The organism is Bacillus sp. TH30 (genome assembly GCF_016650875.1).
Classification (GTDB): domain Bacteria; phylum Bacillota; class Bacilli; order Bacillales; family Bacillaceae_G; genus Bacillus_A; species Bacillus_A mycoides.
The window spans coordinates 3,749,290-3,775,307 of record NZ_JAEKEY010000002.1 but is presented as its reverse complement, the minus strand read 5'-3'; the positions used below and the strand labels follow the sequence as shown (position 1 = coordinate 3,775,307).

At 36.5% G+C, this 26,018-nt stretch carries 29 protein-coding genes; 4 read left to right on the top strand and 25 right to left on the bottom strand.

What is annotated here, in order from left to right; genetic code table 11:
• Positions 1-128 precede the first annotated feature (128 nt).
• Positions 129-329, top strand: coding sequence for a hypothetical protein (locus JFU20_RS21710; protein ID WP_002138267.1), 201 nt, complete (start codon positions 129-131; stop codon positions 327-329).
• A 51-nt stretch (positions 330-380) separates the two neighbouring features.
• Here the strand turns inward: JFU20_RS21710 and JFU20_RS21705 are convergent, their stop codons facing one another.
• Positions 381-1,499 carry a tripeptidase T gene (locus JFU20_RS21705; RefSeq protein ID WP_002015107.1) on the bottom strand — a complete coding sequence of 373 codons (1,119 nt, stop codon included), beginning with the start codon at positions 1,497-1,499 and terminating at the stop codon, positions 381-383.
• Between the two features lie 127 nt (positions 1,500-1,626).
• Entirely contained in the window at positions 1,627-2,172 is a 546-nt protein-coding gene (locus tag JFU20_RS21700; RefSeq protein WP_002015105.1) for a GNAT family N-acetyltransferase, read from the bottom strand.
• 188 nt (positions 2,173-2,360) lie between these two features.
• Between JFU20_RS21700 and prli42 the strand changes: the two genes are divergently transcribed.
• Positions 2,361-2,453, top strand: coding sequence for a stressosome-associated protein Prli42 (gene prli42 / locus JFU20_RS21695; protein ID WP_000549036.1), 93 nt, complete (start codon positions 2,361-2,363; stop codon positions 2,451-2,453).
• A 90-nt stretch (positions 2,454-2,543) separates the two neighbouring features.
• Here the strand turns inward: prli42 and JFU20_RS21690 are convergent, their stop codons facing one another.
• From JFU20_RS21690 to JFU20_RS21600, 19 genes are all read right to left on the bottom strand, one after another.
• Positions 2,544-2,783 (bottom strand): DUF3894 domain-containing protein, encoded by a 240-nt coding sequence (locus JFU20_RS21690; RefSeq protein ID WP_002088543.1) that lies wholly within the window; start codon positions 2,781-2,783, stop codon positions 2,544-2,546.
• 64 nt (positions 2,784-2,847) lie between these two features.
• Positions 2,848-3,408 carry a L,D-transpeptidase gene (locus tag JFU20_RS21685; RefSeq protein WP_002165090.1) on the bottom strand — a complete coding sequence of 187 codons (561 nt, stop codon included), beginning with the start codon at positions 3,406-3,408 and terminating at the stop codon, positions 2,848-2,850.
• Between the two features lie 16 nt (positions 3,409-3,424).
• Positions 3,425-4,393, bottom strand: a complete 969-nt coding sequence (locus JFU20_RS21680) for an aromatic acid exporter family protein (protein ID WP_002033971.1) — start codon at positions 4,391-4,393, stop codon at positions 3,425-3,427.
• Between the two features lie 100 nt (positions 4,394-4,493).
• Positions 4,494-5,216: an amino acid ABC transporter ATP-binding protein gene (locus JFU20_RS21675; protein WP_002088545.1), complete on the bottom strand. Its 723-nt coding sequence runs from the start codon at positions 5,214-5,216 to the stop codon at positions 4,494-4,496.
• Complete coding sequence (locus JFU20_RS21670) at positions 5,209-5,868, bottom strand: amino acid ABC transporter permease (RefSeq protein WP_002067073.1); 660 nt, start codon at positions 5,866-5,868, stop codon at positions 5,209-5,211. Before JFU20_RS21670 ends, JFU20_RS21675 begins: the two co-directional genes overlap by 8 nt.
• A 36-nt stretch (positions 5,869-5,904) precedes the next feature.
• Positions 5,905-6,684, bottom strand: coding sequence for a transporter substrate-binding domain-containing protein (locus JFU20_RS21665; RefSeq protein ID WP_201038892.1), 780 nt, complete (start codon positions 6,682-6,684; stop codon positions 5,905-5,907).
• A gap of 250 nt (positions 6,685-6,934) precedes the next feature.
• Complete coding sequence (locus JFU20_RS21660) at positions 6,935-7,348, bottom strand: BrxA/BrxB family bacilliredoxin (RefSeq protein ID WP_002015097.1); 414 nt, start codon at positions 7,346-7,348, stop codon at positions 6,935-6,937.
• A 143-nt stretch (positions 7,349-7,491) separates the two neighbouring features.
• Positions 7,492-7,899, bottom strand: a complete 408-nt coding sequence (locus tag JFU20_RS21655) for a YjdF family protein (RefSeq protein ID WP_201038891.1) — start codon at positions 7,897-7,899, stop codon at positions 7,492-7,494.
• Between the two features lie 122 nt (positions 7,900-8,021).
• Entirely contained in the window at positions 8,022-8,486 is a 465-nt protein-coding gene (locus JFU20_RS21650) for an NUDIX hydrolase (protein WP_002015095.1), read from the bottom strand.
• A gap of 73 nt (positions 8,487-8,559) precedes the next feature.
• On the bottom strand, positions 8,560-9,264 hold the full coding sequence (locus JFU20_RS21645) for a DUF421 domain-containing protein (RefSeq protein WP_002165088.1): 705 nt from the start codon (positions 9,262-9,264) through the stop codon (positions 8,560-8,562).
• Positions 9,265-9,370: 106 nt separating this feature from the next.
• Positions 9,371-10,549 carry an FtsW/RodA/SpoVE family cell cycle protein gene (locus JFU20_RS21640; protein ID WP_201038890.1) on the bottom strand — a complete coding sequence of 393 codons (1,179 nt, stop codon included), beginning with the start codon at positions 10,547-10,549 and terminating at the stop codon, positions 9,371-9,373.
• Between the two features lie 340 nt (positions 10,550-10,889).
• Positions 10,890-12,206 carry a dihydrolipoamide acetyltransferase family protein gene (locus JFU20_RS21635; RefSeq protein ID WP_201038889.1) on the bottom strand — a complete coding sequence of 439 codons (1,317 nt, stop codon included), beginning with the start codon at positions 12,204-12,206 and terminating at the stop codon, positions 10,890-10,892.
• Between the two features lie 15 nt (positions 12,207-12,221).
• Positions 12,222-13,205 carry a 3-methyl-2-oxobutanoate dehydrogenase subunit beta gene (gene bfmBAB, locus JFU20_RS21630; RefSeq protein ID WP_000290070.1) on the bottom strand — a complete coding sequence of 328 codons (984 nt, stop codon included), beginning with the start codon at positions 13,203-13,205 and terminating at the stop codon, positions 12,222-12,224.
• Between the two features lie 13 nt (positions 13,206-13,218).
• Complete coding sequence (bfmBAA, locus tag JFU20_RS21625) at positions 13,219-14,220, bottom strand: 3-methyl-2-oxobutanoate dehydrogenase subunit alpha (RefSeq protein ID WP_002033961.1); 1,002 nt, start codon at positions 14,218-14,220, stop codon at positions 13,219-13,221.
• 27 nt (positions 14,221-14,247) lie between these two features.
• Positions 14,248-15,669: a dihydrolipoyl dehydrogenase gene (gene lpdA, locus JFU20_RS21620; RefSeq protein ID WP_002015090.1), complete on the bottom strand. Its 1,422-nt coding sequence runs from the start codon at positions 15,667-15,669 to the stop codon at positions 14,248-14,250.
• A gap of 4 nt (positions 15,670-15,673) precedes the next feature.
• Entirely contained in the window at positions 15,674-16,777 is a 1,104-nt protein-coding gene (gene buk, locus JFU20_RS21615; protein WP_201038888.1) for a butyrate kinase, read from the bottom strand.
• Positions 16,778-16,864: 87 nt separating this feature from the next.
• Positions 16,865-17,965 carry a leucine dehydrogenase gene (locus JFU20_RS21610; protein WP_002015088.1) on the bottom strand — a complete coding sequence of 367 codons (1,101 nt, stop codon included), beginning with the start codon at positions 17,963-17,965 and terminating at the stop codon, positions 16,865-16,867.
• Positions 17,966-18,000: 35 nt separating this feature from the next.
• The gene (yqiS, locus tag JFU20_RS21605; protein WP_002033959.1) at positions 18,001-18,900 is read right to left on the bottom strand and encodes a phosphate butyryltransferase; all 900 of its coding nucleotides are present in this window, start codon (positions 18,898-18,900) and stop codon (positions 18,001-18,003) included.
• A 195-nt stretch (positions 18,901-19,095) separates the two neighbouring features.
• Positions 19,096-21,168 (bottom strand): sigma 54-interacting transcriptional regulator, encoded by a 2,073-nt coding sequence (locus JFU20_RS21600; protein ID WP_201038887.1) that lies wholly within the window; start codon positions 21,166-21,168, stop codon positions 19,096-19,098.
• 137 nt (positions 21,169-21,305) lie between these two features.
• On the opposite strand from JFU20_RS21600, the gene JFU20_RS21595 reads away from it, so the two are divergent.
• Positions 21,306-21,539 (top strand): DUF2627 domain-containing protein, encoded by a 234-nt coding sequence (locus JFU20_RS21595; protein ID WP_001190193.1) that lies wholly within the window; start codon positions 21,306-21,308, stop codon positions 21,537-21,539.
• A 49-nt stretch (positions 21,540-21,588) separates the two neighbouring features.
• Here the strand turns inward: JFU20_RS21595 and JFU20_RS21590 are convergent, their stop codons facing one another.
• Positions 21,589-22,317 carry a glycerophosphodiester phosphodiesterase gene (locus tag JFU20_RS21590; RefSeq protein ID WP_201038886.1) on the bottom strand — a complete coding sequence of 243 codons (729 nt, stop codon included), beginning with the start codon at positions 22,315-22,317 and terminating at the stop codon, positions 21,589-21,591.
• Positions 22,318-22,367: 50 nt separating this feature from the next.
• Between JFU20_RS21590 and JFU20_RS21585 the strand changes: the two genes are divergently transcribed.
• The gene (locus JFU20_RS21585) at positions 22,368-22,514 is read left to right on the top strand and encodes a YycC family protein (protein ID WP_001247671.1); all 147 of its coding nucleotides are present in this window, start codon (positions 22,368-22,370) and stop codon (positions 22,512-22,514) included.
• Positions 22,515-22,754: 240 nt separating this feature from the next.
• Here the strand turns inward: JFU20_RS21585 and JFU20_RS21580 are convergent, their stop codons facing one another.
• The 3 genes from JFU20_RS21580 to spoIVB all read right to left on the bottom strand — a co-directional run bounded on the left by JFU20_RS21580 (position 22,755) and on the right by spoIVB (position 25,989).
• The gene (locus tag JFU20_RS21580) at positions 22,755-23,318 is read right to left on the bottom strand and encodes a PRK06770 family protein (protein WP_002033955.1); all 564 of its coding nucleotides are present in this window, start codon (positions 23,316-23,318) and stop codon (positions 22,755-22,757) included.
• A gap of 297 nt (positions 23,319-23,615) precedes the next feature.
• Complete coding sequence (spo0A, locus tag JFU20_RS21575) at positions 23,616-24,410, bottom strand: sporulation transcription factor Spo0A (protein WP_002015081.1); 795 nt, start codon at positions 24,408-24,410, stop codon at positions 23,616-23,618.
• 286 nt (positions 24,411-24,696) lie between these two features.
• Positions 24,697-25,989: a SpoIVB peptidase gene (gene spoIVB, locus JFU20_RS21570; protein WP_002015079.1), complete on the bottom strand. Its 1,293-nt coding sequence runs from the start codon at positions 25,987-25,989 to the stop codon at positions 24,697-24,699.
• Between the last annotated feature and the right edge of the window lie 29 nt (positions 25,990-26,018).

Here is a 26,018-nt window from a genome sequence, read left to right as displayed (position 1 = left end):
AAAGAACGTTTGTTCTTTCATTATATCAAATTCATGTACAATATAATAATTACTTATTCTTTTTTTATCCTTATTTTTGCTATAGTTTATATTAAATATGGATATTATTGTAAAAGGGGTGATCTATTGTGAAATCAAATAGTAAACTCAACTATACATTTCTCATTATTATATTAGTCCTCTTAATTAATTATTTATTACTTCCTATTTTTGATATAAACGTAGCAGGGCTCCTTCCACGTTTACTAAGTATCGTAACAACCTATATACTGCCATGGATTTTCCTATATTGGCTTATCCGCCTTGTGAAAGCAATTGAATCAAAATAAAAAAAGACGTGTAAACCATAATTGGTTCACACGTCTTTTTGACTTTATTACTTACTTCGCTACTTCTTCGATAATAGCTACAACTAATTCTGCTGTTTTCGCTAATTCTTCAACAGGAATTTTTTCATTTGTTGTATGAATTTCTTCATAACCAACTGCTAAGTTAACTGTTGGGATACCATGTCCTGCGATTACGTTCGCATCACTTCCGCCACCACTTTGGTGAAGAGAAGGCGTACGACCAATGTTTTCAGCTGCACGTTTCGCAACTTCTACAACGTGATCGCCAGCAGCAAACTTAAATCCTGGATACATAACGTTTACTTCAACGTCTGCATGACCACCCATTTCTTTTGCAGTTGTTTCAAATGCTTCTTTCATTTTTGCAACTTGTGCTTCCATTTTCTCATTTATTAAAGAACGAGCTTCTGCAAAGATTTGAACATGATCGCAAACGATATTTGTTTGTGTACCACCTTCAAAACGTCCAATATTTGCAGTTGTTTCAGAATCGATACGACCAAGTGGCATCTTTGCGATTGCTTTTGCTGCGATAGTAATTGCAGATACACCTTTTTCTGGTGCTACGCCAGCATGAGCTGTTTTCCCGCGAATAATCGCATTCACTTTCGCTTGTGTTGGCGCTGCAACTACAATTTCACCAACTTTTCCATCACTATCTAATGCATAACCATATTTTGCTGTAATGCGCTCGCGATCTAACGCTTTTGCGCCAATAAGACCAGATTCTTCTCCAACTGTAATAATAAATTCAATTTTACCATGAGGAATGTTTTTCTCTTTTAAGACACGAATTGCTTCAAACATAGATGCTAATCCAGCTTTGTCATCGGCTCCTAAAATTGTAGTACCATCTGATACGATATATCCATCTTTAATAGAAGGCTTAATTCCATTACCAGGAACTACTGTATCCATATGAGAAGTGAAATAAATTGTATCAACACCGTCTTTTGTTGCTGGTAAAGTACAAATTAAGTTACCTGCACCATGACCAGTCACACCCATCGTGTCATCCTCAAATACTTCTACACCTAAAGCAGTAAATTTCTCTGTTAACACTTTGCAAATTTCTGCTTCAAATTTTGTTTCAGAATCTACTTGTACTAACTCCATAAATTCATTTACTAAACGTTCTTGATTAATCATAAGACTGCGCCTCCTGCACTACCATTATGTATGTAACAACATTAATTATAACAGAATTTCGCAAAAGTTTCGAAATACAAGACAAAAAACAGATGGTTAACACATCTAGATACCCATCTGCCTTCTATTACTCGTTTAACAATACCCAGCGCATATGATCTTCCCAGATGCCATTTACCATTAGCATTTTTCGAGATACACCTTCATATTGAAATCCTATCTTCGTCACTACTTGTATAGATGCTAAATTTCGTGGCATAATTGGTGCTTCTATACGATGTAAATGAAATTCTTCAAAGGTAACTTGAATTGCTTTTCTAAGCGCTTCTGTTGTGTAACCTTTATTCAATTCTTCCTTATCTAATTTATAACCGAGTACACAAGATTGATAAATTCCGCGAACAATTAGATTAAATGAAATACATCCAATAATTTTTGTATCATCACCCTTTTTAAAAATCCAAAGCCTGATAATCTTGCCTTCCGCGAACTCTTTTCTATCCTTTTGTAACTTTTTCTTTTGATAATCTAACGTGAAAAACCCCTCCGGTCTATACTCTTCCCACGCTTTTAAAAATTCACGATTTTTGTCGTAATATTGAAGAACTTTTTCCGCATACGACTCATCAATTTCTCTTAAATGTAAACGATCTGTCTCGTATATTTTCATCATTGTATCTCCATTCTTCAGCTTGCATAACAAAAAATTAATAATCTATCTTTTAACATATTCTCTACGTATGCTCAAATTTCCTGTAATATTTTGCACCCCCTTCCCGAATTTTGTCCTTTCTCTCCCCTTGTCCACAATTTCATTTCTCGTTACAATGAAATTGTACTGATTTGCAAGGAGGTTTAACGATGCATAAAAAAGCTCAAAAAATTATGGTTTATATAATGCTAATTTCTATGCTTGTAACAACATTACTTACTGGCGCAAGTATGTTTTGGTAAAAAGGACGATTCACTCGTCCTTTTTTTACTGCTTACACATACAAAATAGACCATCTCGAAATCGAGATAGTCTATCTTGTAATGAACATTTTATTTTATATATATTACAATTGCTACAATGCTAAAGGAAAAGGCCATTACAAGTGCTATTACAAAACTTGTATATTGTTTCTGCTGAAATGCCCCAATAACAAAAGTAAGATTGAGTAATGCCATAAATACAATCGCTACAACGTAAGAACATATATTAAAAGTTGCCAATATGAATGTAATAACAAATAGAAAACCAACACAAAACTGCATGTAAGAAATTTTTGGATTTAAATACATATGAGCAACCCCTTTACTCAATTATCTTTATATATTCTCATTAACGCATGGTTATGTACACATGTCAAGACAACTTATAATAAAAGAAAAAGCCAAGCGTTTCGTTGACTTTTCCAAATACTATGGCCCCTTTTTCCTTCGCCAATTGCTGAAATGTTTTTTTCGATTTCACAATCGATACTTTCGTTCCAATTGGAATACGATCAAACAAATATTCCACATCATGTTTCTTCATTCTTATACATCCTTGCGAAATATATTTTCCAATTGAACTAGGTTGGTTTGTCCCGTGTATCCCATACTTACTTCCATCCGTGCCTCTTGCATTAAATCCCATCCATCTCGATCCAAGTGGATTTTTGGGAGAGCCCCCAGGAATATCCTTCGCAATATAATAGGGATCCTTCGCCTTCAATACAATGTCAAAGGTTCCTTCCGGGGTTAATTCATTTGTTTTCCCTGTCGCTACTGGAAAAACCTTTTGGATCTTCCCATCATCGATGTAAGCTAGTTTATTCGTTGCTTTATTTACAATTATAAAAGGATCTCCAGCACGTGGGTTATCACCAAGAGGCCAGATCGGTGATAGAGAAAGACATAATAATAAAGAAAGAAGATACGGCATATATAGTTCCTACCTTCTAAATAAGTTCTTTTATATTATCCTTTCCCTTAAAACGACTTTTAATGAGTAAATATTGCTCCATCTCATAAACAAGTTGAACAAGTTTTGCACGTATTTCAAATTCTTCTCGCGAGACTGGTAAAGGCATTTCTCTAAATACTTCTCGCATTTCTTGAAGTTGTCTTAACGAAATGACCCCTGTACTTTCAGGTCGAATAGAATTCCCTATATTTTCAATTACGTCTGCAATCATATCAGCTTGTTCATACGTCCAAGATAGTGATGCAGCTAATGGTATCATGCGCTCCAAAATTTCAAATTGTTGCATACGCATATCAAAATACCGATAATAATAGTCATCTTCACGCATAAATTCATTCTCAAGTTTTTTAAATGATAAATCTTTCGCTTCTTTCAGCATCATTTCTGTTTCAATTAATTCGGCCCCACTCCAATTACTATCTCGATTCCGTAAATAAACGACCATTTCAAACAAAATCGTTCTAAAATGCTCTTCTATTTTTCCTTGATACTCTTTCAGTTTATTCTCACTGCTTGGCATGTACATGTTTACTAATAAAGCGACACTAATTCCAATCGTTAATATAGCAATTTCATTACCAACTATAGACCATGTAATTTGCTTTAATGAATACAGATGCATAACGATAACCGAACTCGTGACAATCCCTTCTTGAATTTTGCACATAACTGCAGTTGGAATAAAGGTAAGCAGTAATACGCTAATCGCAAGTGGTGTATAACCAATCGTTTCAAAAATACAAAACGCAAATACCATCGATAATACACAAGCTAAAAAACGGTGCAACGATACTTGAACGGATTTTCGTTTCGTATTTTGCACACATAAAATGACTAAAATACCAGCTGAACTATAAAATTCTAATCCTAATAACTGAGCAATAAAAACTGCCGCTCCCGTTCCAAGCGCTGTTTTCACTGTTCTATATCCAATTTTAAACATATCATTACTCCTATATGTATAAATGTATTTAAAAATAGTATAAAAAAAGGATGACGCAATGTCATCCTTTTCTACCTATTATTCACGTACCCTTCACATATTACAATATCTTTTGCAAAAATTCTTTTGCACGGTCACTTTTTGGTGCTGTAAAAAACTCTTCCGGATTACTATCTTCTACGAGCTTTCCACCATCTAAAAAGAGAACACGGTCTGCTACTTCTTTTGCAAATCCCATTTCATGTGTAACGATTGCCATCGTCATTCCTGTCGTAACTAATGATTTCATAACTTCTAACACTTCTTTCACCATTTCTGGATCTAGCGCAGAGGTCGGTTCATCAAATAACATAACTTCCGGTTCCATCGCTAACGCTCTTGCAATTGCTACACGTTGCTTTTGTCCTCCTGAAAGACGATTTGGATATGCATCTTTCTTATCTAATAACCCCACTTTTTCTAGAAGTTTCTCAGCTTTTTTTTCAGCTTCTTGCTTCGTTACTTCTTTTACATTGATAGGAGCATACGTAATATTTTCTAATACAGTCATATGAGGGAATAAATGAAAATGTTGAAATACCATTCCGACATTTTCACGAACGTGCATAATATTTGTTTTCGGATTCGTTACTTCTTCCGTTCCAATCCAAATGTGACCATCTGTCGGCGCTTCTAATACATTCATACAGCGTAAAAACGTTGACTTTCCAGATCCAGACGGTCCAATAATTGCAACAACCTCTCCTTTCTCAATCGTTGTTGTAATTCCTTTTAATACTTCATTTTTCCCAAATGATTTATGAAGGTTGTCAATTTTAATCACTTTTCTTCATTCTCCCTTCAATGGCTTTCCCGACTAATGTAAGAATAATTACTAATATATAATAAATAAGTCCAACAAAAAGTAATGGCTCAAGATATTTAAATGTTTCACCACCTACAATATAAGCACGGCGCATTAAATCAGTCGCTCCTATTACGGTTACTACAGCCGACTCTTTCGTAAGTGTCGCAAACTCATTCACAAGTGCTGGTAATATATTTTTTAAAGCTTGAGGAAAAATAATATTTCTCATCATTTTACTGTACGGAATACCTAAAGCCATTGCTGCTTCTGTTTGTCCTTTATCGACTGCTTGAATGCCGGCACGAATTACTTCTGACATATATGCACCTGAATTTAGGCTAAATGCAAGTACAGCTGCTAAAAAGGCTGGTATCTCATAACCCATCATTTGCGGAACACCGAAATAAATAATCATTAATTGTAATACTAGCGGTGTGCCACGAAATATTGACGTATAAATATCTGCTGCAATATTTAATACTCGTATTCTAGCAATTTTGCAAAGTGCTAATAACGTTCCTAAAATAAATCCTACCACAGCTGATGCAGCTACAATTTTCAATGTAACTTCTAATCCCTTTAATATATATGGTATTGAAGGCGTAATTGCCGAAAAATCTAGATTCATCCTTTTCATTCCCCTCACAGAAAAGTGAAAGGCAGCTTATTTTCCGCTGCCAAACCATTTCTTCACTAATTTATCCATTTCTCCATTTTCTTGCATTTTCTTAATTACTTTATTAAATTCTTCTGTTTTATCACTATTTTTCGGAAGAGCAATTGCTGCACCTACTTCTTCTGGTGCTTCTTGAATTTCAATTCCTTGTAGTTCTTTCATTTTTTCTAAATATTTTTTTGCAACTGTGTCTTCTATAATTGCAGCGTCAAAACGACCAGCTTTAATTTCTTGTACGATTTCTGGTATACGGTCACGTCCCTCAGCTTTGAAATCGACTTGTTTCTGAAATTCTTTTGCCTTTTCTTCTTGAATTGACCCTGTTTGTACCCCTACTTTTTTCCCTTTTAAATCTTCTAACGATTTAATATTAGAGCCCTTTTTTGAAACGATCATATTTTTAGCAACAAAATAAATATCTGTGAAATCAGCATTATTTTTACGCTCTGCAGTTGGCGTCATACCTGCCATAACGAAATCAACTTTTCCTGAGCTAAGAGATGCTAATAATCCGCCAAAATCCATATCTTTCACTTTTACTTCATACCCAAGTTCTTTTCCGATATATTTTGCAATATCAACATCAAAGCCGATAATTTCATCACTTTTTGAAGCTTCCACGTATTCATACGGTTTATAGTCTGCTGAAGTCCCCATAACGAGTACTTTTTTATTTTCGCCATTCGCCTTTTCTGCCCCATTACTACAAGCACTGAACATACTTACAATTAAAATAAGTGCAAATGATATTGATAATAACTTCTTCATCTTTCTTCCCCCTAATAATGTATATTTAAAAGTTTAATAGAATATTTATTCGATGTTTGTATTGTATCAGCACTTTCATTTTTATGCAATATTTAAAATAAAAATAAATATAAAAACAGTATCAAAGCTGTTATCAATGCATAAAAACATGCATAAATTAAAAACTTCCTGCATGTTTAATTATTTTAAAAACTAAATAAAAAAGGCGGTACACCCACTTGATCGTGGACGTACCGCCTTTTTCTCTTCCTTATAGTTCTTCGCAATTATCTTCGAAATAAGATTGTAGTTTTGCAATTACTTGCATTGGTTCATGACCTTCAATTTCATGACGTTCTACCATCGTTACAATTTTTCCATCTTTCAATAACGCAAATGATGGAGATGAAGGTGGATATCCTTCAAAATATTCACGAGCTCTTGCTGTTGCTTCTTTATCTTGACCCGCAAATACCGTTACAAGGTGGTTAGGGCGTTTATCATAATGTACGGAATGTGCAGCAGCAGGACGAGCAATGCCACCTGCACAACCACATACAGAGTTTACCATTACAAGTGTTGTACCATTTCTTTTAAATGCTTCTTCGACTGCTTCTGGTGTCGTCAATTCTGTATATCCCGCAGAGACAATCTCTTCACGCGCTTGACGGACAACATCATTCATAAAAAAGTTAAAGTTAATCAATCTTTTCCCTCCTCTAATTCTACCTATTTGTATCTTACCAGTTAATGTTTATGAAATACAAGTAAGTTTACTTGTATTTAGGCATAGAAAAGGTGTTAGAGCCCTTGCTCTAACACCTTTTTTTAATGGCCACGATGCTTTTGCTTTGCTTTTTGTACTTTAATTAAACGTCTTCTTTGTTTTTCAGCTTCTCGCTTCTCTTTAGACTGCACTTTCTTTTCTTGTTTATACAATTCATAAGATAAACTAATCGCTTCTTGTGCCTTAGTAAAACGTTTTACATTTACTTCTTTTGCCGCTTGTCGTATGATACGTTTTATATTTTGGGGACGCTGTTTTTCTTTCACTTCCACACCGCATTTTGCAACGTGCTGGAAATATGCTAACATTGGACCATTCACAAATATAAGTACTTCTTCATCTGAAGGTTCCATTCCAAAAATATACCTTGCTCCATACAATTTTCCTTTTTCTTTATGCGTAATAATTCCTACGAAAAATTGACCATCGTGATATACTGTCAAATCCATTGACAGCCCCTCCTTTAAAAAATTAGAAATACTGGACATCCCGGAGGGGAAGGTTACTGACATGAAATCATGCGTCTGGACTACCGACCAGAACTGTGTTTTTGTATCTCTTTCATTGTATATTATATCTTATTTCCCATAATTTTTATATATTCAACAATCATTTTTTTATGCGATCCTACAATATAATCAGGTAGCTCTGTTACCGGGAAGAATGTAAGCTGAACCGCTTCTTCTTTATTCATAACAAACTCCCCTTCATATTCCTCGGTATAATAGGCTGTCGTTACGGATTGAAATTCATCACCATTTGCTAGTTTTGTAAAATAATTCGCTCCAGAAAACACATTAATTAATCGCAGGTTCTTCACTTCTATTCCTGTCTCTTCATATACTTCACGGTAAGCTGTTTCTTCTGGTGATTCACCAAGCTCCATTAGCCCGCCAGGCAACCCCCATTTTCCGTAAGGCTCTGTTCTTTGCTGTAATAATACATATCCACTTTCATTTATAACGAGTACAACAGCACCAACTAAAATTAAAGGGCGATGACCAACTACTTTTCGTAATTCCTCTACATATCCCATGGAAACACCTCCCATTTTTTCGTTGTCCACACTATTGTATCATATGTACGAAACGACAAAATGCGTCTATTTTTCATTTTTTTAACAAAACATTTATTTTATGCGCTTCATCTACTGTAGCTAACATAATGGATTCGATTTCTGCACTCTTCTCTAGAAATTCTCTCGCCCACTCTTCTGTTTTTCCTACTAAAGCTAGAACATCTTGCTGAATCCTCCCATCCTTTACTAATACAAAAGAAACTGGAGATCTTCTTCCCGCCACTTTCAGATCAAGCCGCGAAACTGCTTCATATTCTGGATACTGAAATATAGAAACAACACCATTCGCTTCCCACAATGCTAATTTAATCGTTTGAATATCGCTCACATTTCGCATACGAAGTTCCGAAAATAAATATTCCACCGTAATTCTCGCTTTTTTCAAATTGCTAAAATCAATGGAACCATTGTGTATAAGAATAATAGGTGCTGGCTCTAAAAAGCGTCTCCATCTATCCCATTTCAACATTAAGACTGAGCTTATAATGTGAAGTACAACGAGTATGAACGTTGTAATCATCGAGCCGAGTAACCCCACTTTTTCATCAGATAATGCGTTAGAAATATTCCCACCAAGCAATAATACTAATACGACATCTAAAAAACGAAGTTGTGCGATGGACCTTTGTCCCATCGCTTTCGCAACTAATATTAAAAATATGTATGCTATGATAGCTCGAATAACCCATTCACTATTAGATAGATGCCGTGCCCCTTCAAAAATATGCATATGCATCACTTTGCACTCCTTACCCGTCTCAAACTGCTATTCTGTTTTAGTTTGCAACGTTTAAGAGCATATATGTAAAAAAGCTAGTTCGTTTTTACACGAACTAGCTTTTTTACTTAACTGAAAACATATATTTTTTATACGTTTTCCGTACGGACAATATGAGCCCCATCATAATCATATTCGAGAATAAGGAACTTCCCCCATACGATAAGAAAGGTAATGCAATCCCTTTTACAGGCATTAATCCGACGATCATACCAATATTTTGGAATATTTGAACTGTTAATATACCAATAGACCCAGCACATAATAATGTACCGAATAAATTATCAGCAGAATAACCGATAATAATTGTTCGATATAGCAGTAATAGGAACAAGAACACAACTAACGCGGCTACTATAAATCCACCTTCTTCGGCAATTGTAGCGAAAATAAAGTCAGTGTGTTTCTCCGGGATATAGACGTTCCCTTCACCGAATCCTTTCCCTTCCATACCTCCACTACCTACAGCTAAAATCGATTGCTGTGTTTGATAACCTTGATCTGTATGTTCAAATGGATCTAACCAACCTAAAATACGTGATTGTTGGTGAGGTTTTAGTAACGTAACTAACTTATTAAAGAAGAAATCCTCATACCTTACGTAAATAAATATTAACGCCGATAATATGGTGACTGGAATAACTGTACATAACGCTATCAATTTCTTCTGAATACCTGACATAAATAAAATACATGCAATTGCAGCAGCATATAAGAACACCATCCCTGTATCCGGTTGGCTATATACAACAGCCATAGGCGGGAGGGATACTAGCACAATTTTACCTACTAATTGTAAATCCGTTTGGAATGTCCTTGCCATATACTGTGCATTATGTTTCACTGCTATACTTGCTACTACAAGAAGCAATGCGATTTTGAAAAACTCGGATGGCTGAATTTGTCCAAGTACTGGAAAAACGAACCACCTTTTTGCCCCTAACTTTTCAGGTGTGAAACCTGATGGTGGTAATACTTTCAAAAGAATAAGTGAAGCAAACCCAGCAATATAAAGCGGCCAAGACAATTTTTGCAACTGATCTAAGTCGATGCTAGCAACAAGAAGTAACAATACAACCCCAATTATGTAGTTAACTCCCTGCTTCATAGCAAAGTTTGCATCTCCATACTGTCCGGTTTGCTGACTGCTATATATAGCAGTTATACTTATAACACAAAATGCACACAAAATTAAAATTAATTTTACATCTAAACTTTTTAGAAACTCGGTACTTCTTTTCATGACATCCTCCTGAAACATTGTTACAGCAAAATAAAAAACCAGGAGTCAACATTCTTCATGTTTTGACGACTGATTACACATTATCTATAAAACACTTATATAGAATAACTCTCTTTTTCATACAATACAATATATTATACTACAGTTTCGTCAGTAAGATTTGCCAAAAAAATTATTCTTTTCTTATTTTATATCTATATACCATATATCAGCAATGTATTTTCGTAAATTTCTAATACATACTCGTTCATTGTAAGATTGCCGGGAAAAGTGTTGTACATATAGTAGGATGCAAATGAAGAAATAAGATGATAAAAAGCTCGCATAAGCGAGCTTTTTATTAATATACAGATGTATTATTTTCTGACGTATTTTCTAGAATTTCTTTTACACGTCCTAAGAACTTACCACAAATTAGGCCATCTAGTACACGGTGGTCAAGTGATAAACATAAGTTAACCATGTCGCGAGCACCGAACATACCGTTATCCATAATTACTGGGCGTTTTACAATTGATTCAACTTGTAAAATAGCCGCTTGTGGGTAATTAATAATACCCATAGATTGAACAGAACCGAATGATCCTGTGTTATTAATTGTAAATGTTCCGCCTTGCATTTCGTCCGCTTTTAACGATTTCGTACGTACTTTTCCTGCAAGCTCTGTAATTTCACGAGCGATACCTTTAATCGTCTTCTCGTCCGCGTGTTTAATTACTGGTACAAATAGTTCATCCTCTGTTGCAACAGCGATAGAAAGGTTAATATCTTTCTTCTGAACGATCTTATCGCCAGCCCACATTGAATTGATTTGAGGATACTCTTTTAACGCTTGTGCTACTGCTTTTACGAAGAAAGCAAAGAACGTTAAGTTAAAGCCTTCACGCTTTTTGAAATCGCCTTTAATTGAGTTACGATATGATACAAGGTTTGTCACATCTACTTCAATCATCATCCAAGCATGAGGTGCCTCATGTTTACTGCGTAACATATTTGCTGCAATTGCTTTACGCACACCTGTTACCGGAATCTCGATATCTCCAGGCATTGTTGGTACAGAAACTGGTTTTGCAGCTTCTACTTTTTGTGCTACTGGCGCTGCTTTTGGTGCTTCTGGACGCGCTTCTACTACTGCTGCTACCGCTTCCTCTTTCTTCGCACCTGCTTGCGGAATATTTCCAGATTCCACTAGCTTTAAAATATCTTTACGAGTGATACGGCCATTTGCTCCCGTACCTTCTACTAAATCTAAATCAACATTATGCTCACCTGCAAGTTTTAAAACAGCTGGTGAAAAACGTGGTTTTCCATCAGTTGGTTGTTTTGCTTTCGGTGCTTTTTCAGGCGTAATTATATCTGCCTTTGGTTCTTCTTTCGTTTTTTCCTCTACAGTTGTTGCTGCTACTTCATCTGCGCCTTCTACTTGAATGACACAAACAACTTCACCTACAGCTAACGTTTCACCTTCGCCAGCTATTAACTCTTTCACAATACCAGTGAAAGAAGATGGTACTTCGGCATTTACTTTGTCCGTCATTACTTCTGCAAGCGGATCATACTTATTTACGTGATCGCCAACATTAACGAGCCACTTACTAATTGTACCCTCTGTAACGCTCTCCCCGAGCTGAGGCATTGTAATATTTTCTACAGCCATGTATAGTCCCCCCGATTAAAATTCCGCAAGTTCACGCATTGCTTTTTCAACTTTATCTGGATTTACCATAAAGAATTTTTCCATTGTTGGTGCATATGGCATTGCTGGAACGTCTGGGCCTGCAAGACGTGCAATTGGTGCATCTAAATCAAACAGGCAATTTTCAGCGATAATAGCTGCCACTTCACTTATAATACTTCCTTCTTTATTGTCTTCTGTTACAAGAAGAACTTTACCTGTTTTAGAAGCCGCTTCAATAATAGCTTCTTTATCTAACGGATATACCGTTCTTAAATCAAGAATGTGTGCAGAGATTCCATCTTGTGCTAACTTCTCAGCTGCTTGAAGAGCAAAGTGAACACATAATCCGTAAGTGATAACAGTAATATCATCACCTTCGCGTTTTACATCTGCTTTTCCGATTGGTAATACATAGTCATCTTCTGGCACTTCACCTTTAATTAAGCGATATGCACGCTTATGCTCAAAGAATAATACTGGATCTTCATCACGAATTGCAGCTTTTAATAAGCCTTTTGCATCATATGGTGTAGAAGGGATAACAATTTTTAAACCTGGTTGGTTTGCAAACATCGCTTCTACAGATTGTGAATGATACAATGCACCGTGAACACCCCCGCCGAATGGCGCACGAATTGTAACTGGACAAGTCCAATCGTTGTTAGAACGATAACGAATTTTTGCTGCCTCAGAAACAATTTGGTTTACTGCTGGCATGATGAAATCAGCAAACTGCATTTCAGCGATTGGACGCATACCATACATTGCCGCACCAATTGCTACCCCAGCAATTGCAGATTCTGCAAGCGGTGCATCAAGCGCACGATCTTCACCAAATTGATCATACAAACCGTGTGTCGCTTTAAACACGCCACCTTTTTTACCAACATCTTCTCCTAAAACGAATACTTTCTCATCGCGTTCCATTTCTTCGCGCATTGCTAATGTAATAGCATCAATATAAGACATTACAGCCATGAAACGTTCCCCCCTATTCTGCGTATACGTGCTTCAATGCATCTTCAGGTGCTGCATACGGAGCATTTTCTGCATATTCTGTTGCTTCATTTACGATATGCATAATTTCGTCTAGCATTTGTTTTTCAAATTCCTCAGTTAACACACCAACTTCTTTTAAATAAGCTGCAAATGTTATAATTGAATCTTTTTTCTTCGCTTCTTCTACCTCTTCTTTATCACGATAAACACGATCATCGTCGTCACTAGAATGTGCTGTTAAACGATATGATACTGCTTCAATTAAAGTCGGACCTTCACCACGACGACCGCGGTCTGCTGCTTCTTTTACAGCTTTATATACTGCAAGCGGATCGTTTCCGTCTATTGTATATCCAGGCATGCCGTAACCAATTGCACGATCTGATACGTTTTTACATGCTAATTGTTTTTCAACTGGAATAGAGATTGCATATTTGTTATTTTCACACATGAAAATAACAGGTAGTTTGTGTACACCAGCAAAGTTTGCTCCTTCATGGAAGTCACCTTGGTTTGAAGAGCCTTCTCCGAATGTAACGAACGTTACTAAATCTTTCTTCTCCATTTTTCCAGCTAGTGCAATACCAACTGCATGTGGTACTTGCGTTGTTACTGGTGATGATCCTGTAACAATACGGTTTTTCTTTTGACCGAAGTGACCAGGCATTTGACGACCACCAGAGTTTGGATCTCCAGCTTTTGCGAAAGCAGACAACATAAGCTCTTTAGCTGTCATACCAAACGCTAGTACAACACCCATATCACGGTAGTATGGTAATGCATAATCTTTCTCTCTATCAAGAGCGAACGCCGCTCCAACTTGTGCAGCCTCTTGTCCTTGACAAGAAATTACGAATGGAATTTTACCTGCACGGTTTAATAACCACATACGTTCGTCAATTTTACGTGCAAGTAACATCGTACGGAACATTTCTAATACTTGCTCATCACTTAAGCCAAGCTCTTCATGGCGCTTTTCTTTTACTTCTGCCATTTTTCATAACCTCCTAAATCCACATTTTTATGCGTGTAACGCTCTTCCATCTACAGCAAGTGCAGCTTCACCAATCGCCTCAGATAATGATGGATGCGGATGAATTGTATGTGCTACTTCCCAAGGTGTTGCATCAAGTACTCTTGCAAGACCAGCTTCAGAAATCATATCTGTTACATGTGGTCCGATCATATGAACACCGAGAATGTCATTTGTTTCTTCATCAACTACAAGTTTTACAAAACCGTCTGATTCTCCGTATACAAGTGCCTTTCCGATTGCACGGAATGAGAACTTACCGACTTTTAACTTATAGCCTTTTTCTTTTGCTTCTTGTTCTGTTAAGCCGACAGAAGCAACTTCTGGACTACTATATACGCATTTTGATACCATAGAATAATCAATTGGTGCAACTTCTTTACCAGCGATATGTTCTACTGCAACAATTCCTTCATGAGAAGCAACGTGAGCAAGTTGCAAGCCACCGATTACATCTCCAATTGCGTAAATATGAGATTCCTTCGTTTGATAAAACTCATTTGTTTGAATGTATCCTTTTTCCACAACAATATCTGTGTTCTCTAAGCCCATATTTTGCGTATTCGCTTGTCTTCCTACAGATACAAGCATTTTTTCTGCTTTAAATGCTTTGTTCTCACCGTTATGTTCAGCTTGAATTGTTACTCCATTATCTTTTACCAATGTTTCTGGTAATACTTTTGCACCAGTTACCACTTTAATACCTTTTTTCTTGAATAGACGTTGCATTTCTTTTGAAACGTCATTATCTTCTAGTGGTAATATGTTTTTCGCATATTCTAATACAGTAACTTCTACACCGAAGTCAGCAAGCATAGATGCCCACTCAATACCAATTACACCGCCACCAACGATAATGATTGAGCTAGGAAGCGTTTCCATTTTTAGGGCATGATCCGAAGACATTACATACTCTCCGTCTAACTCTAATCCTGGTAATGAATTTGGACGAGAACCTGTTGCAACAAGCACATTTTTTGGAATTAACATTTCATTCTCTTCTCCACTTGCAAGTTCAACTGAAATTGTACCTGGCATTGGAGAGAAAATAGATGGGCCAAGAATACGGCCAATACCTTCAAACACATCAATTTTACCTTGTTTCATTAAATGCTGAACGCCTTTATGAAGCTGCGTTACAATCTTCTCTTTACGCTCTTGTACTTTAGCAAAGTTTAGTTCTACATTACTTGCAATAACTCCGAACTCTTCTCCTTTTTTAGCAGTTGCGTATACTTCCGCACTACGTAAAAGAGCTTTACTAGGAATACATCCTTTGTGTAAACAAGTACCACCAAGATTTTCTTTTTCAACAAGTGCAGTTTTTAACCCTAGTTGTGATGCACGAATAGCAGCAACATATCCACCAGTACCGCCGCCAACGATGACTAAATCATATTCTCTTGCCATTATCTCAACCCCTAGCTACTGTTTGTTTTTCTCGTACAATATATTCTTTTGGAGCTTCTTCTTCACGTAATACACGAAGTGCTCCTTCTGCTAACGCTTGTAATTCATCTTCTCCTGGATGTACGATAACATCTGCAATCCAGTGAACACGTTCTTTTATTTCATCGACAAGAATTTTACTGTACGCAAGTCCACCAGTTAATACGATTGCATCGATTTTCCCGTGAAGTACAGCACTAGCTCCGCCAATCTCTTTTGCAACTTGATACGCCATTGCTTTATAAATAAGAGTTGCTTCAGGATCACCTTTTTCAACCATTTGTTCTACTTTAATTGCATCGTTTGTACCGATAAGACTTACAAGTCCACCTTGTCCGACAAGTTTTTTAACCATTTCGTCTCGGTAATACTCACCAGAAAAACACATTTCAACTAATTGTCCTACTGGTACTGTACCAGCACGCTCTGGACTAAATGGTCCTTCTCCGTTTAAGCCATTATTCACATCGATAACTTTTCCTTTTTTATGAGCACCAACTGTAATACCACCGCCCATATGTGTAACTAATAAATTTAAATCCTCGTATTTGTGGTTTAATTCTTCAGCCACTTTACGAGCAACTGCTTTTTGATTTAATGCATGAAAAATACTTTTGCGTTCCATACCAGCAATACCACTTATACGAGCAATTGGCTCCATCTCATCTACAACGACAGGATCCACAATGAATGCAGGAATGTTTAATCCAGAAGCAATTTCATATGCTAAAATGCCTCCAAGGTTTGAAGCGTGATGACCGCTAAACCCATTTTTTAAATCTTCTAACATCGCATCGTTTACTGTATACGTACCGCCTTCAATTGGACGAAGTAATCCACCACGCCCACAAACAGCGTTTAATTTTGAAATGTTAATACCATGAGAATGTAGAACTTCTAAAATCGTTTCTTTACGAAACTCATATTGGTCGATAATTCGCTTATATTTTCCAATCTGTTCTACGTCATGACGAATAGTTTCTTCTAGAACGGGTCTTTCATTATCAAAAACACCAATCTTTGTGGATGTACTACCTGGGTTAATAACAAGAATTCGATTTACAGACAATGTTGCTACCTCCACTAATAAATTTAAAAGGAAGTGGAAACCTCATAAGAGGTAACCACACCTTTTGTAAAAGTTATATATGAATGATTAGCGACGGCTAATAATGTCGTGACCGTTGCGTAAGTACGTGCTACGAGAGTTTTTCAAGCTTGCAATGCGCTCTTCAGCTAGACGATCCGCTGCTACATAAGTTGCTATGCCATCGCGTTTTGAAATTTCGATTACTTTTGCAATTGTGTCATAAATAGACTCAACACGTTTTAATGCACGTTCTCTATTGTATCCATATAATTCGTCTGCTACGTTAATTACGCCACCTGCATTAATAACATAGTCTGGTGCGTATACAATACCCATTTCATGAATAAGGTCGCCGTGACGATCTTCTTTTAATTGGTTATTTGCAGAACCTGCGATTACTTTTGCTTTAAGTTGTGGAATAGTTTCATCATTAACTGTTGCGCCTAATGCACATGGTGCGTAAATATCACATTCAACACCGTAAATTTCATTTGGCTCAACTGCTGTTGCACCGAATTCTTCTACTGCACGTTGTACAGCTTCTTTATTAATATCTGTAACGATTAATTTTGCTCCTTCAGCGTGTAAATGTTTGCATAGGTGATATGCTACATTACCAACACCTTGAATAGAAATTACTCTTCCTTCTAGGTTATCTGTACCAAATGCTTCTTTTGCAGCTGCTTTCATACCACGGTAAACACCGTATGCAGTTACTGGAGATGGGTTACCAGAAGAACCGAATGATGGTGAAATCCCTGTTACAAAATCAGTTTCTTCATGGATAATATCCATATCATCTACTGTTGTACCAACATCTTCAGCTGTAATGTAACGTCCGTTTAGTCCTTGAATGTAGCGTCCTAATGCACGGAACATCGCTTCGCTTTTATCTTTACGTGGATCACCGATAATTACTGTTTTTGCACCACCTAAGTTTAAACCAGCTGCTGCATTTTTGTATGTCATCCCTTTTGCAAGACGCAATGCATCTTCAATCGCCGCTTCTTCAGAATCATATGTCCACATTCTTGTTCCACCAAGAGCTGGTCCAAGTGTTGTATCATGGATTGCAATGATTGCTTTTAAACCAGATTCTTTATCTTGACAAAATACCACTTGCTCATAATCATATTTTTCTAAGTATTCGAAGATTTCTAATGTCATTGTCGTTTCCCCCTAATTGTTTTACCCTATTTGGTTTATTTTGAAGCAGTCGCAACTGCCAATGCTAATGAATATACTTTTGTTTCTGCTGAATCAGCACGTGATGTTAAAACAATCGGTGCTTTAGCGCCAGCAATCATCGCTCCTACCTTTGCATTTGCAAAATAGACGAGTGATTTATATAGCACATTTCCAGCTTCAATCGTTGGGACGAGTAAAATGTCTGCCTTACCTGCTACATCACTTACTATGCCTTTATGTTCTGCTGCAATTTGTGATACTGCATTATCTAAAGCAAGTGGTCCATCAACGACACAATTTTTAATTTGTCCGCGGCGATTCATTTGAGTTAACATCGCTGCATCAATTGTCGCTTGCATCGCAGGATTAACAACCTCTACCGCTGCAATTGGCGCTACCTTTGGCAAATCAATTCCTATTGCCTGGGCAACTTCTACAGTATTTTGTATAATAGCAGCTTTTTGTGTTACATCAGGTGCAATGTTCATCGCTGCGTCTGTAACAAAAATAAGACGATCGTAATTTGGAACTTCAAACGCTGCAACATGTGAAAGCACGCTGCCCTTACGAAGTCCCCACTCTTTATTTAATACAGCTTTCAAAATATTTGCTGTTGGGATGTTCCCCTTCATTAGCACATCTGCTTCGCCATTGCTTACAGATTTAACAGAAAGTTCTGCAGCCTCAGCACTTGACGCTGCTGCAATCACTTCAATATGTTCTGAAGTTTGTAATCCATGCTCTTGTAGCATCCCTATTATTTTCTCTTGATTTCCATATAGACGAAATTGAGCTAGTTGTAACTTGATTGCTTTCGCTACAGCTTCAATTACTTCATGATCTTCAGCTACTGCTACAGCCACAGTTTTTTTAGGCTGTCCTGCTGCTTGATCAATTAAGTGTTCTAACTTCATATTTTGTAATCAACCCTTTCCGTCGTCCCTCGTCTATTCATTAAGCAAATACCGTGCCAACTTTCAAAAGTGGTCTTACCAATAATGAAAACGCATTCAAAATGCAGTAAAATCAATACTTTGGAAAACAACGAAATATTCTGTCTCGTTTTGTCGCTTTTTGTATACCACGCAATAAATTGCACGGTACGCAATTTATTGCATGCTATTTTTTGCACAGTCATACTTTTCTAGCTTGTAATATAAGTTTCGAACTGAAATTCCTAACGCTTTTGCAGTCTTCGTTTTGTTCCCATCAAATTTCTCTAAATATTCACGGATAATATTCCCCTCAAATTCTGTCACTAGGTGTTCAAGGGCCTTCTCTTCTAATTCAGGTAATAAATTATTTTGTTTCGTCTCTACTTGTTCTTCTTTATGTAAAGGCGGTAAATGATGTACATCAATATATATTTCGTTATAATTCATAAAGATAATAGCTCGTCCTAAAATATTTTCAAGTTCCCTAACATTCCCTGGCCATTCATATGATTGTAAATACGAAACGGCTGAATCGGTGAGTCCTTCTACATTACGACCATAATCTTGATTAATTTTTTGAATTAACCTTTCTGCAATCGCTGGTATATCTCCTTTACGCTGACGAAGGGAAGGAATTTGAATCGGGATTTTATTTAAACGATAATATAAGTCCTCTCTGAACTCTCCTTCTAGAATGCCCTTTTCTAAATTCACATGTGTTGCTGCAATTACCCGGACATTAATAGGTATCGCTTTCGTTCCCCCTACTTTCACAATTTCTTTTTCTTGTAGCACACGAAGGAGCTTCGCTTGCGTATTTGCAGATAACTCTCCGATTTCATCTAAAAAAACACTTCCATTATTCGCTTCTTCAAAGAATCCTCGTTTCCCGCCTCTTTTCGCTCCAGAAAACGCGCCTTCCTCATAACCGAATAATTCACTTTCTAATAAGGTCTCAGAAATAGCAGCACAGTTTACTCGTACAAACTTATTGTATTTTCGATTACTACTGTTATGAATAGCGTGTGCAAATAACTCTTTCCCCGTACCAGATTCCCCTCTAAGCAATACTGTTGCCGGTGTATTCGCTCCAAGTTTTGCTTGTTCAATAGCTGCCGTCGTTTCATCTGAATCACCAACAATATCATCAAATGAATATTTTGCTTCTAACGTTCGAATAATTTGTCTTGCCCTATTCAATTCATTTGTTAACTTTTGAATTTCTGATACATCGCGAATTACCCCGACGCTCCCTTTCAATATTCCATCGACAATAACCGGTGCTACGTTTACAATTACATCTCGCTTTTTTTGCCCAATCTTCATATGTATTCCTCGTACCGCTCGGCGCGTCCGAAGTACTTTCATATGCATACTTTCACCTTCCACAATATCAGTTGTAGCCGGCTTCCCAATAATTTCTTCTTCAGTCAAACCCGTTAACTTCGTATAAGCAGGGTTTATAACTAGTCCTCTTCCTTTCTCATCAACAACCGAAATTGCTTCCTCAGATGAGTTAATAATCGCCTCAAGTAGCGTTTGAATTTCTTTTAAGTCTGTAACTTCTTCTGCTAAATCTACAACTTCTGTAATGTCTTTAAAAATCGCAAATGCCCCTTGAACCTCTCCACCTTCTTTTAATATCGGAATACGCGTTGTAATAATCTTTTTTTCATTCTCTAACGTCAGCTCATGATTCACTTCTATTTTTTTCGTGCGTATAATACGAAGCAACTTACTCGTTGGAATAACTTCTAAAATATATTTCCCTATCGCTTCCTCTTTTTTATATCCAGTAATACGCTCTGCGCTTTTATTAAACAGACGAACTTGTCCCTCTTGGTCTATAACAATCATACCGTCATGCGTTGAATTTAAAATTAAATTCCCTTGTTGCGTCTGTTCTTCTAGCTTTCCAATTAAGCTTTCCTTCTCATGCGCTAGTCTCGTAACAATTTTTGCAATATCCCCTGGTATAAGAAGGGTGTCTTTATGCTTGCTTCCCAATAAAACTTTATGTAAATCATAATCACCTGTCATATCAAACATTACATCAATATGCATAGAAAGAAACGGAGTTACATTATCACCAATCGGAACCCCATATTCCTTTGCGATTTGTAATCCTTTCGCAATTGGATTAATATCAATAACCCCTATAATTTGAAATATATTCGAATTTTGCAACAGACTCAGCAGTGTACTCCCACCTTCACCTGCTCCAACAATTAACACATTTTGTTTCATACATTACACTTCCTCTCGAAGTATCTCTGCAAAATTTTTCACATTCTTATCTTACTCGTTCAGCAACCTCTTGACAAACCCCCATTCCATATAACATCATTAAAATACACAAAATAATCTGAAAAGGAGCGTTATGTATGCAGCGTTACCTCGCTCTATTATTAGCACTCATCCCCATTTCATTAGCCGTGCTTGGTATTAAACTAATGAGAGATACTGTATTTGGGATTTTGTTCTCCCCAATCCCTATATTATGGTTACAATTTTTAATCGGCGCTCTTTGCTTCGCACTCGGGTTTTATATTTTCGGCGGCTTCGTCTTACACAGAGATCGTAAGAGAAATAAAGTACAAGCACGCTTCAGAAGATAAGACAAAGTTTTCACATACCGATAAAAAAATGAGACCATTATATTAGGTCTCATTTTTTTATCGGTAATAAAGTTCTTGCTGTTTCAGGATAATCAGTAATAATCGCTGATATATTCATATCAAAATATTTACGCATAAGCGTTTCTTCATTTATCGTGTAAGGACGAACCTCCACACCACTTTCCATCGTTAATTCAGCGATAGCATCTTGAAGATAACGATAATTCGGATGTACTGCAGTAGCACCCATCTTTTTTGCATATGCCCACGGGCTATGCAAACCTTCACGATACAAAATAGCTGTTTGAATATCAGGAGCCATCAAATGACATTTTTTCATACTGTAGTGATTAAACGAAGAAAATATAACACGATCCTCTAGACTAAACTTACGTACAAGTGTTATAACCTCTTCTTCTAAACCTCTGTATGGGATTTTATTATTTTTCAGTTCAATATTGAGTAGCAATTTCGTTTTTGCGAGCCATTCTAACACCTCTTCTAGAAGAGGTATTTTGCAAAAACCTACTTTGTCACCGAATTTATAACTCGCATCCAACTTACATAAATCCTCATATAAATAATTTCGAATCGCACCTTTTCCATTTGTTGTCCGATCCACCTTTTCATCATGAATAACGACAACTTTTCCATCTTTCGTGAATTGAACATCGAGTTCAATTCCGTCTGCCCCGAAAGCCTCTGCTGCTTCAAATGAAATCATTGTATTTTCCGGATACGTTCCCGCCGCACCACGATGCGCAAATATAAGAGTCATCCTCACTCCCCCAATCTTATGCTATACTATACGAAAAAGGAGGTACTTCTATGAGACCATTACAAATTTCTCCAGACACTGCAGTCCGCCTATCAAAAGCGTTAGGTGTTCCACTTGAACAACTTATGCATATGCCACAGCATATTTTAATCCAAAAGTTAGTTGAATTAGAAAAACAAAATAAAGACGAAGAATAATATAGTCCTGTTTTGCAGGGCTTTTTATTATCATCTATTATATCATGGATGACTTCCCCGCTAAAATCCTTTAACAGATGTACTACGATGCGATTTAGCCTTCACTTCATCATTTAATAATGAATTATATATCTTCTTTTTTGTTACAAGTCATAAAGAAAGCAGAATATTTATTCACAAGTCACCATTACCCCCTTAAAGCAAGGTAATAAAAAAACTAGAAGCCCTTCATATTATTTTTTATTGAACGTGCGGAGTATCCCCTGATTCGTATAGTTCTTTCGCTTTTTCCTCCCCGAATGTAGTTAAAATATAATGTTGCTCTTCTACCGCATCCATCGCTCTAGTGGCTTTACAAACATTACCCTCTTGAGCATCCGAGAAAAAATTGTGATCTTCTACAATTTTACTAAAATCTTTTTTCGCCCATCTATCAGCAATTGCTACAAGCTCATTTTTCTTCGCAAAACTACTCTTATTTATGATTTTTTTTAATTTTTCAGCGTTATTTTGAATCATTGGGATGGATCCCGATTTTCGTTCCGCCACTACTTTTTGATGAGTCATGTGATACATCGCTGTAATGACTTCGCTTTCAGTAGAATTTTCAGTAACATACACATCAACAAAGACTCCATCTACCTCTCTACCTACTATCGTTGGGTCTTCTTTTTTATCTATTTGAGCACTCACTTCTTTATCTACTGGATTATCGGCAAGCTCTAACATTCCAAATGTAACTGCAACAGCAAGAACTCCCATAGCTGCTACTATTCCTAGCCAAGTTAATATTTTGTTTTTCATTTCCCTTCTCCCTCTGTATACCTATTTAATTACCTTAAAAAACTCACTTATATGTAATATTACTAAAAACAGGTTTTATTTTCCATAATATCAAACAACCCTTTTTATCTACCCAAATAATTTTGATAAAATCGATATCACTTCTCCCTCTTTTTCTCAACAAAATAAAAAGACCAACGAATTCTAAAATTCATTGGTCATTAAATAAAAGTTTATTGGTTTTAAAATTGATATCGAGTATAAATTTCAAGAATTATTAAGCTCTACTAAAACTTAAATCCCTTACTACTTTTCCTCTCAGCTAGCCTTATGTTCAAGTCTTAGCTTATCCGCAACCATTGCGATGAACTCGGAATTCGTAGGTTTTGCTTTTGACATAGATACTGTATAACCAAATAAGGACGAAATAGAATCAATATTCCCACGGCTCCAAGCTACTTCAATTGCGTGACGGATTGCGCGCTCAACACGGCTTGCTGTTGTATTATATTTCTTTGCAATATCTGGATATAATACTTTCGTAATAGATCCTAGTAATTCGATATCATTGTACACCATAGAGATTGCTTCTCGTAAGTACATGTACCCTTTAATATGAGCGGGTACACCAATTTCATGAATGATACTTGTAATACTCGCATCTAAGTTTTTCGGTTTTCCATCGATCGTTGTTGCTGATCGGAAAGATGGTAATGGACGTTTAATAGTAGCACTTTCCTTACCACTAACTTGACGAATATGACTTGTTAAATTCTCCATATCAAATGGTTTTAATATGAAATATGATGCCCCTAAATCAACCGCTTTTTTCGTCACATCTTCTTGTCCGAATGCCGTCAACATAATAACGCTAGGTTGTCTTAACCTTTCAATATGTCGCATTTTCTCTAGCACAGCTAGACCATCTAAATGTGGCATAATAATGTCTAAAACGAGTATATCAGGCTGCTTTTCTTTCAATAAGTTTAAACATTCTTGACCATTGTAAGCAATTCCGATAACTTCCATATCATCTTGGGCAGCAACATAACTCTCTAGCATCGATACCAATTCTTTATTATCATCCACAAGACATACTTTAATTTTCTCCACAGTTTTTCCTCCCTTACCGAATCGATTCTTCCGACATGTGTAAGCTTCTAGGCTACATGAATTGTTCGACAATTGTGTGAAAATTCCCTTTAAAGTTTCTTACTTTCCGATAAAATCACAAAAAAATATGTTTATCGTTCATTTTTTTACTTTCGCAACACATTCCATCATAGAATTACAGCGAAACGTTCAACCCTTTGCTTATATCTTACAACAAAAAACAGCTCTTGCGGAGCTTTTACAAAATTTCAACGAATTTTTCAAAAGAAAAGCGAGCTAATATGTATTAGCTCGCTTTTTTCTCTTGATCATAAATATTAATTCCAGCCTCATGTAACATCCATTCAATATGAACACCGTATCCTGACGTTGGATCATTTACAAATACATGTGTAACCGCACCAATTACTTTCCCATTTTGTACAATCGGACTTCCACTCATTCCTTGTACAATACCACCCGTTTTTGCTAGTAAACGTTTATCTGTCACTTTTATAACCATACCTTTTGTAGCCGGGAACTTTTGTGGTACCGTACTAACAACTTCAATATCAAACGCTTCCACCTTATCTTGATCAATAACTGTTAATATTTTCGCTGGCCCTTCTTTTACTTGATGGGATAATGCGATAGGCATTGCTTTATCCATTATGCCGTTTGTCATATCTGTGTTTAATTTCCCAAAAATACCATACGGGCTATTTATTGTAATATTACCAATCACTTCACGATCCGGTGAAAATCTTGCTAATTTTTCTCCCGGGTTCCCGTGACTTCCTCTTTCAATAGACGTTACTGTCGAACGCATAATTTGTCCATCTTCTACTTGGATTGGCTTTTTTGTATCATTATCGGAAATTACATGACCAAGCGCTCCATATTTCATAGAATCTGGATGTACAAATGTCATCGTTCCGATACCAGCTGCTGAATCACGAATATACAGTCCAATTCGGTAAGAGGATTCACCATTGTCTTTTTGTGGTGTTAGCTTAGCACGAATATATTTTCCATCTCTTAATAAAACAAGATTAAGCGGTTCACCTGTTTCTCCACTATTATGAATAAATGGTGCTACATCACTCATTCTTTCAATTGTTTTACCATTGATTTCAGTAATCATATCTCCAATCTGTACACCAGCTGTTTCACCAGGAGATACTTTACCCTTTTCAGTTTGAATTAAATGATGGCCTACAACAAGTACACCTTTTGTGTTCAATTTTACACCAATCGATTGTCCACCTGGAATAACTTTAAAATCTTTTAATACTTTCACATTTACTTTTTTCACTGGAAAACCAGCAAGTTGAAACACCATATCAGCTTCACCATTTTGGTGAGAATTTACCATAAGTTCTTGTTCATTTGAACTTACAGTAAATACATTACGATTTGTAGATGCAGCCTTAAAAACTGGTAATGATGCTATTTCTGATTGTTGTCCTTCAAAAACAACAAGTTGCTTCGGAGATGAAATAAACGTTCGAAGCGGTTTAAAACATCCAATAAAAACTAGAGAAACAAGGAGACAAAGACCTATTATTTTTCGAAATCTTTCTAATTTCAATTTGTTCACTCTCCTCGCTCCTACCCCACATTCAGCCT